General features: G+C 54.2%; 19 protein-coding genes and 1 pseudogene. All 20 read right to left on the bottom strand.

Features of this window, described 5'->3' with window-relative positions:
- Nucleotides 1–2 precede the first annotated feature (2 nt).
- Nucleotides 3–1,391, bottom strand: coding sequence for a hypothetical protein (locus tag NQ519_RS04945; protein WP_019152270.1), 1,389 nt, complete (start codon nt 1,389–1,391; stop codon nt 3–5).
- Nucleotides 1,388–1,660 carry a hypothetical protein gene (locus tag NQ519_RS04940; protein WP_019152271.1) on the bottom strand — a complete coding sequence of 91 codons (273 nt, stop codon included), beginning with the start codon at nt 1,658–1,660 and terminating at the stop codon, nt 1,388–1,390. The genes NQ519_RS04945 and NQ519_RS04940 overlap by 4 nt, the downstream gene beginning before the upstream one ends.
- Nucleotides 1,661–1,771: 111 nt before the next feature.
- Nucleotides 1,772–2,353, bottom strand: coding sequence for an ORF6N domain-containing protein (locus NQ519_RS04935; RefSeq protein WP_019152272.1), 582 nt, complete (start codon nt 2,351–2,353; stop codon nt 1,772–1,774).
- Nucleotides 2,354–2,860: 507 nt separating this feature from the next.
- Nucleotides 2,861–3,136, bottom strand: a complete 276-nt coding sequence (locus NQ519_RS04930) for a hypothetical protein (protein WP_147513247.1) — start codon at nt 3,134–3,136, stop codon at nt 2,861–2,863.
- Nucleotides 3,137–3,400: 264 nt separating this feature from the next.
- Nucleotides 3,401–3,706 (bottom strand): helix-turn-helix domain-containing protein, encoded by a 306-nt coding sequence (locus tag NQ519_RS04925; protein WP_019152274.1) that lies wholly within the window; start codon nt 3,704–3,706, stop codon nt 3,401–3,403.
- Entirely contained in the window at nt 3,703–4,053 is a 351-nt protein-coding gene (locus NQ519_RS04920) for a type II toxin-antitoxin system RelE/ParE family toxin (RefSeq protein WP_019152275.1), read from the bottom strand. Before NQ519_RS04920 ends, NQ519_RS04925 begins: the two co-directional genes overlap by 4 nt.
- A 150-nt stretch (nt 4,054–4,203) precedes the next feature.
- Nucleotides 4,204–4,419, bottom strand: a complete 216-nt coding sequence (locus NQ519_RS04915) for a DUF5053 domain-containing protein (protein WP_019152276.1) — start codon at nt 4,417–4,419, stop codon at nt 4,204–4,206.
- Nucleotides 4,420–4,466: 47 nt separating this feature from the next.
- Complete coding sequence (locus NQ519_RS04910) at nt 4,467–4,622, bottom strand: hypothetical protein (RefSeq protein ID WP_154651044.1); 156 nt, start codon at nt 4,620–4,622, stop codon at nt 4,467–4,469.
- 196 nt (nt 4,623–4,818) lie between these two features.
- Nucleotides 4,819–4,965, bottom strand: coding sequence for a DUF5053 domain-containing protein (locus tag NQ519_RS04905; RefSeq protein WP_019152278.1), 147 nt, complete (start codon nt 4,963–4,965; stop codon nt 4,819–4,821).
- The gene (locus NQ519_RS04900; protein WP_019152279.1) at nt 4,962–5,372 is read right to left on the bottom strand and encodes a hypothetical protein; all 411 of its coding nucleotides are present in this window, start codon (nt 5,370–5,372) and stop codon (nt 4,962–4,964) included. Before NQ519_RS04900 ends, NQ519_RS04905 begins: the two co-directional genes overlap by 4 nt.
- On the bottom strand, nt 5,372–5,779 hold the full coding sequence (locus tag NQ519_RS04895) for a DUF2442 domain-containing protein (RefSeq protein WP_019152280.1): 408 nt from the start codon (nt 5,777–5,779) through the stop codon (nt 5,372–5,374). Before NQ519_RS04895 ends, NQ519_RS04900 begins: the two co-directional genes overlap by 1 nt.
- A gap of 5 nt (nt 5,780–5,784) precedes the next feature.
- Nucleotides 5,785–6,014: pseudogene (locus NQ519_RS04890) on the bottom strand (DUF4160 domain-containing protein).
- A gap of 355 nt (nt 6,015–6,369) precedes the next feature.
- Nucleotides 6,370–8,130 (bottom strand): hypothetical protein, encoded by a 1,761-nt coding sequence (locus NQ519_RS04885; RefSeq protein ID WP_019152282.1) that lies wholly within the window; start codon nt 8,128–8,130, stop codon nt 6,370–6,372.
- A complete protein-coding gene (locus NQ519_RS04880; RefSeq protein ID WP_019152283.1) occupies nt 8,108–9,058 on the bottom strand; it encodes a hypothetical protein in 951 nt (316 codons plus the stop codon). Before NQ519_RS04880 ends, NQ519_RS04885 begins: the two co-directional genes overlap by 23 nt.
- On the bottom strand, nt 9,042–9,743 hold the full coding sequence (locus NQ519_RS04875; RefSeq protein ID WP_147513248.1) for a hypothetical protein: 702 nt from the start codon (nt 9,741–9,743) through the stop codon (nt 9,042–9,044). Before NQ519_RS04875 ends, NQ519_RS04880 begins: the two co-directional genes overlap by 17 nt.
- Nucleotides 9,730–10,479: a hypothetical protein gene (locus NQ519_RS04870; RefSeq protein ID WP_019152285.1), complete on the bottom strand. Its 750-nt coding sequence runs from the start codon at nt 10,477–10,479 to the stop codon at nt 9,730–9,732. The genes NQ519_RS04875 and NQ519_RS04870 overlap by 14 nt, the downstream gene beginning before the upstream one ends.
- 11 nt (nt 10,480–10,490) lie before the next feature.
- Entirely contained in the window at nt 10,491–11,048 is a 558-nt protein-coding gene (locus NQ519_RS04865; RefSeq protein WP_019152286.1) for a hypothetical protein, read from the bottom strand.
- A 13-nt stretch (nt 11,049–11,061) separates the two neighbouring features.
- On the bottom strand, nt 11,062–12,624 hold the full coding sequence (locus tag NQ519_RS04860) for a hypothetical protein (RefSeq protein WP_019152287.1): 1,563 nt from the start codon (nt 12,622–12,624) through the stop codon (nt 11,062–11,064).
- A 4-nt stretch (nt 12,625–12,628) separates the two neighbouring features.
- Nucleotides 12,629–13,498: a S49 family peptidase gene (locus NQ519_RS04855; protein ID WP_083871185.1), complete on the bottom strand. Its 870-nt coding sequence runs from the start codon at nt 13,496–13,498 to the stop codon at nt 12,629–12,631.
- Nucleotides 13,499–13,526: 28 nt separating this feature from the next.
- The gene (locus NQ519_RS04850; protein WP_019152289.1) at nt 13,527–13,892 is read right to left on the bottom strand and encodes a hypothetical protein; all 366 of its coding nucleotides are present in this window, start codon (nt 13,890–13,892) and stop codon (nt 13,527–13,529) included.
- Nucleotides 13,893–13,917 lie beyond the last annotated feature (25 nt).

Genomic DNA, 13,917 nt, shown 5'->3' with positions numbered 1-13,917 from the left:
CATCAGTTGTTTTTCATACGTTCGGATTCGGAGATTCCTTCCTCGGACATGACTACTGCATGGTAAAACCCGAGTTGGTAGCGGGTTCCGGGGAAGTTGTAGGCGATAGCCTGGTTGATGGGACCGAGGATTACCCGCTCGGGGATGCGCGTGTCGAAATGCAGGAACACCTTGAGGGCGTAGAGCATTTCGGAGCCGCTGGCGAGTTTGCCGTTCACCATGATGTTCGTCAGCGAGGGGTGGAGTGCCATGCCTGAAGTAATCGCCGAGGATGCTGCCTCGCTGATCTTGAGTTGCGCCTCCACGAAGTCTTTGATCTTCTGGTCTACGGGCTCGATCTTCCATGTGATGAGATTGTGGTCGTCATCATAGGAGTCGATGGACTCGAAGAATTTCCCGGCGTTCTGTTTCCCGGAGAGGGTCTCGGTCAGAGCGTCGAGGATCTTCTTTTTGGCCTGTTTGTAGCGGGCTTCGATCTCCTCGGGCTGCTCTTCGGGATACTTTTCCCGAAGTTTTTCTTCGATCCGGTCCCAGTATCCCTGCGGGGAGTGTACGTGATAAGCCAGATTCAGCCCGTTTTCGGTTACATGCCGGAAGATCATCGGGATGTCCGAACCGCGGAGAATCCAGCGGATGGCACCCATGAATCCGGGCGTAGCGTAGAAATTGCGTCCGAAAGCATAGGTGTAGTTGTAGGATGCCGAAATCGGGTAGCGGCCCGGATCGGTCGGATCGAATACAGGATAGCTCTGCAGTCCGGAATTCACACATGCCGTTTCGAAATCCCCGACGAGGATGTGCCGCACGTCGTCGATATTGCGGGAGTCGGCCCATTCGAGGCGGGCGTCTTTGGCGCTGACGAACTCCAGTCGGGCGATGCGGCGGCCGTGTCCCGGCAGGCGGTATCCGCGTTCGAGGGGATGTATGGCGAAGAACCCGCCCGTGTGGAGATAGTCCGTCGCGGCCTGGTCGATGAAACGATCGTAGTCCCAGGATCGGAGCCATGCGGAGATGTTCGGGTCATCGACCCAGCGGCGTGTGATCCTGCCGCCGTCGAAGGCGTTTTCGTAGAGAAACGCGCCCTGCCCGGTCAGCAGGTTCTGCTTGCGGTGGAGTACCCCCGGAGCGAGGTTGTTACGGGCCATGATGTCACGGATCATCACGGGAAAGTCATTGTTGATGCCGTAGGGGACGATCTTGTAACCGCGCACGGTCTGGTAGGTTTGCTCCCAGTTGCCTCCGCCGTCGGCTGCCATGTCGAAGATGTAGCTGTCGAGACTGCTGCGGGGGCTGGTCGAGAGCGAGATGGCATGGCCTCCGAAGTCGAGGATGGCGGCCGAATCGGAGAGATGCCGGATTTTCGGTTTCTTGCCGGTTGTCTGTTTCTTCATTGTAAAACTACTTTCTGTCCGTTGAAAATCATCAGGAGCGGGCGGTAAAACCGGCGGGCCTCTCCGGTGTCGAGGTCCACGTACTCCTCGAGCAGTTCGGCGAAGCGATTCCCGTCGGCATGGGGCCGCGGGCGGAGCCGGGCATGCCGCACGTCCACGATCCCGTGGCTCTCCTGTGCCGATGTGGAACACGACATGAAGGAGAAGGAGAACGGTTCCCGGCGATCCGAGAGTTCCCGCATCTGTTTGATGGCTGCATACAGATCCATGACGCAAAAATACCCGCTGTTCGGTGGGGTGAAAGGACAAAAGACGACCGGAAAAGTAAAAAAGCGCGACTAATTGTCACGCTTCGGGGTATAAATTCATGAGCAGGATTCTTATTTATCCATTTTCGGGTGTTTGAATCCTATCGGTCGGGCCGGTTTGCTGCTCTGCGGAATTTTAATCGAAAGGGCCGCGATGGCTTGGTAGATGTTGTCGAGTTCTTGGCGCATATCTTCCGACAGGTCGCTGACCGCTTCGGCATTGTCCCTGCCCGTCTGTTCCAACAATGCAAGTTTCGCCCGCATTTCAGCCAGTTCCGCTGTGATTTGGGTTGTTGTGGTGATGTAGTTGCGCATTGCTACGAAAGCATCTATAATTAAGATACTCACTTGTATCGCGGTAGGACTTCGCAATACGGCGGATAACATTGATACCCCTTGCTCGGTAAATGCGTATGGAAGATAACGGGTTCCGCCATGTGCTCTTGAGGTGCCAATTTGGAACCTCAAGTTCTCGAACTCTGTTTTATTGAGTTGAAACATATAGCGTTCGGGGAAGCGTTCGATATTGCGCTTTACCGCTCTATTTAAGGCTTTCGTCTCCACTTGGTATAGTTCTGCCAGATCGAAGCCCAGCATGACCCGCTGGCCCCGGATTTCGTAAATTTTGCTCTGAATGGGTTGTAATCGCTCCATCGTACCGATTATGGGGTTTAATAACACAAATGTAATTTACAAACCATGTTTTTGCAAATTGAGACAAAATTTGATGTCACAAATTGTGACATCAAACCGAGGTTGTCGGGAAAATTCCTTATCTTTGCCCCTACATAGGGGTTGAGATCCATCGGAGAAAAACGATGAATTTCTCCTGTTTCGGGGAGTTTGGGTGCGTCAAACTCCCTCTTTTTATGCGTTTACGGGAGAGAAATGGGGCGATTTCCGTTCGGAAAAAGGCGGTTTTTGTATGGTTTTTCAGAGTTGATTCGGCGTAATACGCTGGAAATTAACCGAAAAGGGCTGAATGTTCGAGAAAACGATTGTTTCGTGTGCGAGTTGAGCCCGAGCCGCTCTCTCCTCCTTGTGCAATTGCACGCCTCCCGGAAAGGTGAAATATGACACTTCGCCCCGGATAGAACAGGCACGAAAAAGCCCCGCGGGCAAGCGGGGCCGGTACATAGAGGTCGGGATCGTGTCCGGGGATCAGCAGGCCGGGGCGTCGGCTTCGTGCTGCCCGTCGAATAGTTCGTCGGCCATGCGGCAGGCGATCATCTTTGTGACGCCGATCATGGCGTTGGCCAGATCGCCCTCTACCTCGAAAGCAGCTTCGCAGGGCGTGAATTTCTTCGGATCGTCGTGTGTGTCGAGATAGGCGTCGAAGCGTTTGCGGATCTCCTGGAGCTGGAGAAGCATCTCGCCCAGTTCTCGGTCGATGAAGAGCTGCGGCATCGTGGCCGCGGAGGTTGTGGTGTTTTTCATCGTGGTATTGAACATTAAACCGTAAAACAAAAAAGTGGTTCCGTCTTTCCCGCTGTTCAACACCACGACGGCTTGCCGGGGCATTAACCATCCGGCACGGGGGTACGAAACCACTATAACTGCATGCATAAAAAATGCCCGCATGCTTGGCGGACATCAGCCGCCGTCGTAATTGTTGAACGATGCAAATATAGGGAACTTTTGGAATAATGCAAAAAAACGCGACAAAAATGTCACGCTTCGTGGTATAATATAGAGTGGAGCCTATTGTAATCGCATCTGCAATCCAAGTGCTCCGGCGATCCGCAACAGGGACGAGAGTTGCACGTCTACTTCTCCTTTTTCGATACGGGCTATATAACTCTGTTTTGCGCCGACTTTTTCGGCCAGAGCCGCCTGCGACATTTTCAGTTCCTTGCGGCGTTCACGGAGGATTTCGCCGTAGAACCAGGCTTTCGCCCTGGTTTCCATTTTCTCGCGCTCGGGGCTTCCGGCCGGGCCGACATATTCGGTCATCAGCTCTTCGGCCGGGCGGAAATTCTTTCTCAGTTTTTCGGGGTCTACTCTCATAATTCTACCTCCTTCATTATCTTTTTGGCAATTTCGATTTGTTTCTTATAGTCCTTGACGGACTTTTTCAAAAAGCTGTTCAGCAGATATATTCCGGTTGCCTTTACGAAATTATCGCTGTCGATGGCAAAAAGTACGGTTCGGTATTCATTATATCCTACCGATACACGCATTTCGTAGAACTCGGTTCCTTCCAGTTTCTTTACGTACTTGGTCGGGAGTACCAGCACGGTTTCGGTCATCTGGATCGTCCAAATGTATTTTTCGCGGATTCGGGTGTCGAGACCGTCGAAAAATTGTTTGAATTCCTTTGAGTAGTAAACCGTTCTTACTTTCTTATCTGCCATTACAGTCACATTTCATGCCACAAATATAACTAATTAGTTATTGCTTTGCAAGTATTCAGCAGGAAAAACAAAAAACGCCCCGAAAAAATCGGGGCGCTGCTCTCGTAGGCCCAGACGAGAGCGGTGTCAAAAAATAAGAGTTGCTTGGGCCTAAATATTATCAGCGGCCGCATTGATGCGCGCGGCAATGTCATGCAGGGCTTCGCGCAGCCGTTCCCGTTCGGCAGGACTGAACTCCGCTGCCTTGCCGTTTACGTCATATCCGGATATGCGTTGGTATATCCACGTGCGGGTCTTGCCGAAATAGTCAGTCGAGACGGTGCTCCATTTTACCAGCAACAGAATGTCTTTGAGTTTGTTTTTCATTGAAGTCATATTTGAGAACCCCCTCCCTTGACGGGAGGGAGTATTGGTTAATCTTCGAGATCGTTTTCTTTCAGAGATTCAAACAGGTAATCAAGATAGAGATTAATTTCGATTGATGGATTGTGTTTGGCATTGCGGAAATTTCGGAGCATTTCGATCAATTCCCATTCTTTTTCGGATAATTTTTTAATTACTGTTTTCATATAGCTCTTATTTTTTGACAATACAAATATAATAATCTTTTGTCGATTGTGCAAGTTTTTCGCCGAAAAAATCAACAAAAAAACGCCCCGAAAAAATCGGGGCGGGCGTTTCGGAATCTGTTCAATCGCCAAACAAAACAAAGTTATGAAACGCTTATCTTCATCAGCTTTTTAGCGATGTCTTTGAGTGCGAAGTTTAGAGTTTGCTTTTTTCGTCGGTAAATTTCGCAGGTTTGCCATTGGCAATATTTCCGTTTACGCGCTGGTAGAGCCACTCTTTGGTTTTGCCGAAGTAGGTCTTCGCAATATATAAAAGAGAGATAATGGGCAGGATATCTTTCATCTTTTCCTTGTCATCTCCCCGTCTATCCGTGCGTTGGTCTCTCTTAACTGCTCTAATGTGGCCTGCACTACCGCTTTGGCATCCGCATCGATTTCGGCGCGTATTTCGTCGAAAACAGCCTCGCGCTCTGAGTCTGTTTTGGCCTCCATATACCGGCTCTTGAGAATATCCATTTTATCTTTGGTTGTCAGTACGTCGCATTTGAATTCAAACTCCAATGCGGGATATTCTTTCCCTTCGGCCCGGCACATAGCCTGCATCTCTGCATAGGAGTTGTAAAAATCCGCAATGGTTTCCGCGACAGTTTTACCCTGTCCCATCAATCCGAACGGGATTTCTTTGATAAATTCCATGTTGGCGTCAAAGGTGCCGTCGGCGCCACGTTCGATAATTACTTGTGCGTTCATTACAAAGAGACTGTTGCGAGTTCTTCTCCGATTTTATGAATTTCGGCCAAAATCATCCTTTCTCTTTCCGGAGACGGCTTTTTTGACCCGCTGATATATTGCGCAAGGAGACTTTGAGCGATTCCCAACCGACGCGCTACGGCCGACGCATTCAACTCGGGATGCGCGATGAACAGCCTGTATAGGGCAGGCTCGTTCCGCTTCCGGAAGAATCCGTCGAAGTTCAAATCCTCGTCGATCTCCGGCCAGTGGATGCCGAAAGCGTCGGTTTCATAATTTCCCCGTTGTGCGGGTGTTGCGTATTTCAGCCGGGGATACTCGTCGAAATTCTCGTGAGATTCCCGTCCGTCGGCAGTTCGTATCCATACCGCAGTGTCGGTAAGCCATATTTTTTCGATTTGTTCCATAGCTGCTACTTGCTTTTGTTGAAAAATTTGTTCCAGTGTTCGGCAATCACCTCTTTGTTTTCTTCGATTACCGATTCTGCCATTTTTATTTCGGATGGTTTTAATCCGTGGTTTCTACTGGGTCGAGCAGGAATTTTGCGCTGATATTGCCTTTTACGACATGGACATGTATCGGCTCGTGATCATTGGCGTAAAAGAGGAACCGGAATCCGAATAGGATAAAGATGGTAGGCATGTTTTTCATGTTTTCGTTATGCAAATATAGGTAATAAATTTATTACCTGCAAATCTATTGCCGTAAAAATCGAAAAGCCGCCCCGGGCAAGCAGGGCGGCATGGGATCTGACATAAATTTCGCTTTGAGGAAAACTGGACTAACATGCAGCAATAGGTTGCCATTAACTGCAAAGCCTGCCGAGACTATACCCCAACCCGGGTTATGCTTTATGCCTACTCTTTGGAGATCCCATCATTTTCCGCAAATGTAGTTCGCATTTCTGCGACGAGCAAATATTTCACCGAAAAAAATCAACAAAAAGCGCCCCGATTTTTTTCGGGGCGGGAACCGCATAAGTGTTTATCAGCCGGTTTTAGATTGCAGCATCGACGCGGATCGGCCGCGTGCCTTTGCGGGTCAGAGCCACCCATGTCTTGCGCATCACGAGGTATTTGAACGCGTCGGACATGTTGGTCGATTCCATCGGCAGCCTCTCCGGCGGGAGTTTTTCGCTTCGTTTATCCTTTGCAATCTGATCCTTGTCTGTTTTCCGGGTCTTGGCGCCTTCGAGCGACGCTTTGAGGGGTCGGCAGTTGTACGTGTCGATCAGAATGGCCGGAAGGTGGGGATTCCGTCCGGATAGGAGTTCCTGCATGTAGACGTACTCGTCAGCCTGGCCGATGTTGCCTTGGTTCCTGGATTTGAGAATCACTTTCCATCCGGTTCTCCTGCCATCGGCATTGCATTCGATGGCTTCCTTGATTTTGGTGGCCAAATCTTCTTTCTGGCGCCGGTAGTTGTTTCCGGCTCGATCGTAGTAGAGGTTTATGGTTTTCTCTTTGTGTTGTGCGAAATAGGCGAGGAAATCATCCGCCAATTCCCGCAGGAACGCCGGCGGGAGTACGTAGAAGGTTTTGAGGCATCGGAGGATGTGTCCGTCGTCCTGTGCCACGACCATCGACTGCATATTCCCGAAATCCATTCCCACGTCGAGGGCGCGCTTGGGATCGAGATAACGGAGGACGCTGCAATCTTCCCGATCCCGCAGGCCGAATGCGTTTTGTACCGACAGGATATTCCCGTCGTCGAAGAAATGCCGCTCTCCGAGGTTGGCATAGAAGCGCATTCCTGCTTCGAGTCTGGGGCGCATGGAGAGGATCGCGGCGTTCACATCCGCGAGCTGCGTGGACATCGCATCTTCGAGATATTCGAGCGACAGGATGTCCACGTTGACATACGAGGATGCCAGCAGAAATACGGTGCGGGCCTTCGGGTGCTTGCGCAGTTCGTACCAGTCCGCATACCACCTGTTGAGCGTGCGGAGCTTGTTGCAGTATTCTTTCCGGTCTTCGTCCGTGCGTGTCTGCATGAACCGCTCTTTTGCCGCGATATATTCCTGCGTCGCCTCGTTCACCACAAGGGCCGTTTTGTAGAGTGTGAGCACCATCTCCTTGTCCATGCTCTTGAGGTCCTTGAATATCCAGTCGTACTCCCCGACATTGGAGGTGTTCGGCATGTCCGTCGTGAAGGTTCGCCCGCGGTAGAACGGGGATCTGCCGAATTGCACCCGGTATCCCCGCACGGCTTTCAGGAGGTTTGCGATCTTCTCTTCGGGAAAATATTTGGCTTCGTCGCCAAACACATGGACGTAGGAGCGGCCCGCCAAGGAGGCTGGGCGGTCGAGCGATCCGAATGTGAGGTTGAATCCCGTGAAGAAGACGATCGTGCGCTTGTAGCTGACGATCTTATTGAACGGCTTCCAGAAATGCGGGCGGAGCCACTGGGGGAGGTCCTCGCATTCCTTGTCGGAGTATTCGGGGGGCTGTTTTTCGATGATGAAGTGCGTGTTTTCCCGGTACCCTTTCCTTTCGAGTCCTTCGAGGACGGTGGGCAATACGTTCGCTTGCAGATTGGTGAAAGTATCCGCTACCCATGCCGCGGGAGCTCCGGGCATGTCGTACATCATTGCGATCAGCCGTTCGACCTGAATTTCCGAGGTTTTTGCCGATCCGCGTCCTGCGATCAGCGCGAGGTTGGTCGGAAGGATCATCGCCAGGAACTGCGCGAGCCAGTTCATCAGCACTTCGGCGACGTAGGGCTTCGCCCCTGTTTTAATTTTGGCTCTGTTCGGCATATGCGATGAATTCTTCGATGTTTACGTCTTCGATGAATGCGTCGTTGCGGACGCGCCGCCGTTCCCGCTCGGGAATCTGAAGGGCTGCGATATGCTGTGCGAGTTGCTGTCGGTTGACCTTGGGGAGTCCCGATACCTCGGGCGTCAGCGAGAATACACGTATCGGGCGGAGGTACATGGCTGCGGGAAGTTTCTGAACATCTTCCCTGTCGAGTCCTCGGGCGGCGCGGCTTTTCATCATCAGATCGCCTGCGATCTCGAAATCTTTGGCCGACTGTGCCGTGTCTGCCACCTGCACGGCCCAGTCGTAGAGCATGTCGGCGTATTTGTTCCGCAGGGCTTCGCGGTCGCTGTTGCGGTTGGAATAGAAAAGCGCATCGGCCTGTTCGTATAGATCCACCGCTTTCGCATAGGTCATTCCGTATTGTGCTACCAGCAGCCGCACGGTGTTTCGTTTCCCGAATTTCCGGTCGAGAGAGCTGATCGTCGAGAGGAGCTCGAAGAATGTCTGCTCGTCCCTCGAAAGGCTTGCGGAACACCCCGATGAAATGTATTCGTTGAGCTTCTCGTAGATTTCCTTGTCCTCGAACCCTCCGAACAGGTCGAGTTTCGACACCTGAAAGGCTTTTTCGCGTCGAATCCGTCCGAGTTGCTGGATGGACGGGATGTCGCCGTCTTTGGCGTTGGCGTAGAGTTTGAGCGATATGTCGGCCGCGACACGGATCTGTCCCTGCTCGATCAGTTGGCGGACGATGCTGCCGGCATCACTGGCTTCGGCGATGAACTGCTCTCGGTCCACCTTGAAGTAGTCGGCGATCTCACGGGGCGTATAGTTCAGTCCTGCCAGCATCCGGATCTCCTCCTGATGCTCCGGGGAGAATGTCGCGCCGATCTTGTCCCGGTCGTATGGTTTATTTCTTGCGGGCATAGGCGGCAATGATTTTGTCTACTTCGAGGAGCTGCGCTTCGTATTCCGCGAGCAACTCCTCGCGGTTTTCCCGAAGATGCGGTTTGTCGTTCTTTTCGATGGCTTTACGCAGCCACCAGACGCGGTATTGAAGGCGTTTTTGCGCCTTGAACAATTCGGGGACGGAGAGTTTTCGGAAAGCGCGGATTTTGCGCAGCCGTTCGAATATCGGATGCACGCCGAGAGGCGTTCGGTGCCGGAGGTAATGGTCGAGTTCTTCGAATATCTGCCGGTTCTCCAGATAGTTGTCGAGAATTTTCCGGGCTGTCGTGTAGCATTCTTCGGGGGATGTGCAGTCGAACAGCGCGGCGTGTGCCCGGGTGTAGTTCTCCCATGCCGTCAGTTTGTCGGCCGCGAGGATTTTGAGTTCGGGCGGGCACCCTGTTTCCCGGAGAAAGGGGTACTGTTCCCGGAATTTGGGCCGCGGGGGTACCTGTCGCTCTTCATTGGCAATGCCGGGGTCGATTCCGGTGAGGGTGCAGAGTTTGGCGATAAGCATCGGCCGGTATTTCGACGGGTTGTCCGCGACCATCCGTGCGAAATGGCGGTTGGCGCTTATCGAGGAAAAGAGCCGGAGCCCTGCGTTGATCCCGGCTCCGGCTCTTAACCATTTGCGAACGTCCTCTGCGATCCTACCGTTTGGCATATTCCTCGAGATAAGGCTGTGCTGTGGGGAACGCTTCGGGCGTCACGCATACGAACTTGCGCAGACGCAGGAAGTCGATCAGCACCGCGGGGCAGAAGTCGGGCCGGGTGACATATCCCACGGCATTGCCGAACGAGAATGCAACCTGATTGGGAATCTCCCCGGCGTGCGCGATCTCGTTGTAACGCCCGATGAAATCCTCGTCGGCAGGCGGTACCGGGTCGGTGAACTCTTTGAGCGTATCGACGAGATGCTCTTTGGTCAGGAGCATCGGGAGTCCGGTGTGTTCGGCCGTTTTGCCCTTGGGGAGAACGCGCCGGCGGTAGAGACTCAGGTCCGCGAGCGTCATCCTGGCTGTTGGGAAACATCCGTGCGGCACGAAGATGAATTCGTCAGGAATCAGGTCGTCCGCTATGATGTTAGCCATCGTTTCGGCTAACGACAACACCGGGACGATGCGGATGTCGGCCGGCGCCGCAGCTTTCTGCCACATGCGGAGCATGAGTTCTGCCATTGCCCCTGCGGCTGCGATTACGATGACCGTGCGCTCGGAGATTCCGAACGCCTGGGATGCGGCCGATGTCCCGGCATCCACATCTTCCGGTTTTGCAGGTTCGGGCGGGGTGATGCTGCCTTCCTGTTCCGACTGGATATCCCGCACTTTCTCCTGGACGCTCGCATCCCCGGCGGCCGTCTGGGCCGTCGGGGTCTGGATTATCGTTGCTTTTTTGGTCATGGAACTGCGTGTTAGGCGGTTTCACCTCCGGCGTCGGACTTGACCTCGAACTCCTCGACAGCGGGGAGCTCTCCGGAGATGTCGATCGGGAGGTATTTTTCGGGGGATGCACCTTTGAAGGTGATCTCTCGCTTGTTGGCCTCCTTGTTGTCGGTGTAGGTGATCTCCGAGAAACAGAGGGGGCAGCACTTGGAGCCATACTTCCGGGAGATTCCTCCCTCGCAGGTCTGGTGGAACGCTACGACCGAGCGGTTCGCCAGCAGGGAGATCACGCCGTCGGCCGCGGCTCCGGGATACGCCCATTTGATTCCGTGCGTGAATCCGATGGAATCGGTCTCCCCGGTTTTCTCGATGGCGGGTTCGATGGTTCCGGATGTGGCGTAGAACTTGATGCCTTTGGCGCCGGTTTTGAGCGCGAACTCCTCGGCCGTGTAGGCTGTCTTCCCCAGCTGGATGTCGGGTTCTTTCTCGATGTCATCGGTGAAGTACAGATACAGGAATTCACCTTTGGGGGTCGGAACCCCCGCGCCCGGTTCGGGGCGGGGGACTGATTTGATTTGCTGTGCCATAGTCTATTCGAAATTAAGCGGTTTCCTCGTTACCTCCGGCGTCGGGGTTCGCGGGGTCTGTCGTCTCGGTTCCGGCAGATCCTCCGTGCGTCCACACGCTGCCTTCGGCCACGATGTTCGAAGAGTCTGCGATGATGGCTTTCGTCGGGTCGTAGTCCGCCGGGACATATACGTACATGGCCTCGCCGATGCGGAAGCCGACCGAGAGCGAGAACTCGCCGATGATGTCCACGTCGTAGTGGTGCTCTTCGATCTTCTGGATGATGTTCGGGGCCTTGTTGATGTCCACGAGTTCCACGAAGTTCTCCTTGGGAGTGGCGAAGAGCATCGGCGAGTTGTACATGGAGAGCAGCGGGACGAGCGTGAACTTGGTGAAGCGCACCGAGTTCCCGATCGTTTGGCCCGTGTACTTGCCGTTTACGGCGAAATCCTGCCGCTGGTAGTGCAGCACCATCTGCTCGGAGCAGTGGATCGGCAGGTTGCCTACGAAATACTTGCTGATGCCGTCCACGTAGGCATGGAATGCGTCGAGGAACTCTTTGCCTTCGAGCGTGAAGAGGTTCACGGCGCCCTTGAAGAAGTTCATCTTGGCCTTGCCGGTCTTGAGATCCTCGCAGATGATGGTTTCGAATCCGTCCATGGCCTGTGCGGCGTCGCGTCCGGCGTCCCCGTCGTTCTGCCCGGCGGGAGCGGCTTCGTACTTGCCCTTGCCGACCATCTTGCGCGTGAGGTCATCCTGGATCTTGGGCAGGATGTGCTGCTCGACGATGTACTTGGTGATGGGCATCTGCGCGAAAGTGGTGTTCTGCTGGTAGAGATACAGGAGCCAGCTTTTGAGAATCTGCGTGGGCTTGATGCGCACGTTGATCTTGTGGCGGCGGTAGGGGATGCGGATCGGGGTGAACTTGGCCTGTCCCTTCGGCGTCCATACGTCGGTGAACTCCTGGACTACGGAGTCGATCAGGGCTGCCGATGCGATGTAGTCGGTGTCGGACTGCACCATCGTCATGTGGACATGGTCGGGAAATCCGAGGTAGATCTCCTTGGTGAGGATGTCGATACGCTGTTTGGGCGGCATCGCCATCGAAAACTCCTTGTTGAGTTCCGCAACGTCGAGGGTGGGGGTGTCGGCGGCCCCGTAGATGCGTCCCTCCTTGAGCATTGCCGCAACCTGCACGTTGTGCAGGGCTTTCATATCGACCAGGATGGCCGGTGCGGGAACCGCTGCGGCTCCGGTCGGTGCGGGATGGGGTTCGGGGAGCTTGGCCAGACGGTCGCGCTCCGCCTCGGCGCTCTTCTGCGCCGCCATCGCGGCAGTGAGACGGTCGTTGAGATCTTTTGCGTCGAGATCATGCGCCTCTTTGAGCGCCGTGAGGAAATTGACGCCTTTCTGTGCGTCGTCGTCATCGCCTGCGAGCGCCTGCTCGAAAGCTGCGATGGCGCCTTCGCCGAATTTCTCGACGGCGACGGCCCGCTGTTCGGCGGTGAGGATCGGCCTGCCGCTCTCGTCTTTTGCGAATTCGGCCGCTCCTACTGTCTTCAGAATGGCCTTGGAAATAGTTTTGAGAAAAGACATGGTATCAAATGGATTGATTCGGTTTCGTGGAATCGATGGCCGCCAGCGCGATGACTTCCTCGAGTGTCATCACGCCGTCGGCGAGGCCGTTGGCGACAGCCTGATCTGCGTAGAAAACGTCGCCGGTGAGAACTCCCGGGGCGTCTGCCGCGAGGTCGGGCCGGTTGGCCTTGATGTCAGTATGGAAGATCGATACGATGCGCGAGAGATCCTCCTTGTAAACGCTTTCGTCCCCTTCCTGAAGACGACGGTAGGCTTTGTTCTTGTCGGGCGATTCGTCGGCATAGATCATGTGGATCTTGTATCCGTTCTTCTCGAGATCACCCGGTGCGGTCTCCATGACCTGGGCGAGGGCTCCGATCGAGCCGACCATGGACGCCATCGTGTTGTCCATATAGATGCGCTCGGCCGCGGATGCGATCCAGTATGCCGCCGAACAGCAGTAATCCGAGTGCACGAAGATCGGTTTTCCGCAGCTCCTGAACTCGTCGATGGCTTTCAGCATGCAGGGTATGGCATCGACACAACCACCTCCGGAGTTTACGGCCAATACCCCCGCTATGACTTGGTCGTCATGTGCGGCGTTGTGTATTGCCCGGGCGACGGTCTCGGTACCGTAACTGCACCGTGTATCCTCTTTGAGGAGCATCCCTTTGAGCGGAAATACCGCGACGGCCCCGTCCACCTTCTTTTCGGTGTCGGGGGCCTCGGGATTCTCGGGGTCGTCCCGGACAAGTCGGACGGGATAGGCCGCTGCTTTTTCCTCGAGGTCGATCTTCCCGCCGGCGAGGATGCGCTGTCCTACGACGAGGGTCGCGTCGTCCACGAGCCATGGATGACGGTATAGGGAGAGTGCGACTCGGATGTCGGGCATAATGCGAATGGTTTAACTCGATGCAAACTTACTCGCAGGCAGGGGCTATGGAAAGGACCTTTTTATGCGCCGCAGGCTTGATCTTGGACTTGTATTCGATGGTTATGACCACCAAATGCTCCTCTTTATGCGTCGGTTGCGCCGGGACATCTTCGGTTCCGATGATATAGTAAGCCTCGGTTGTCCGGACCCGGAAGATGCAGGGTTCGTAGAGCTGACGATCGTCCCGCACGAGTGTTGCGGAGATCTTCGTGGTCCAGACGAGTCCCGGTGTCTCTTTTTTGGATGAGATTTCGATGGAAGCGCTCCCGGGTGAAAGTTGCAGCTCCCGAAATGGGGCCTCCGGGGTGAAGGCCGACTTGACCGAGAGGCGGACGATGGTTTTGCGTGGCATTTTGTTATCGGTTAAAAGTGTAAAA

It is taken from the genome of Alistipes senegalensis JC50 (genome assembly GCF_025145645.1).
Classification (GTDB): Bacteria; Bacteroidota; Bacteroidia; order Bacteroidales; family Rikenellaceae; genus Alistipes; species Alistipes senegalensis.
This window is presented reverse-complemented; position numbering and strand designations above follow the sequence as displayed.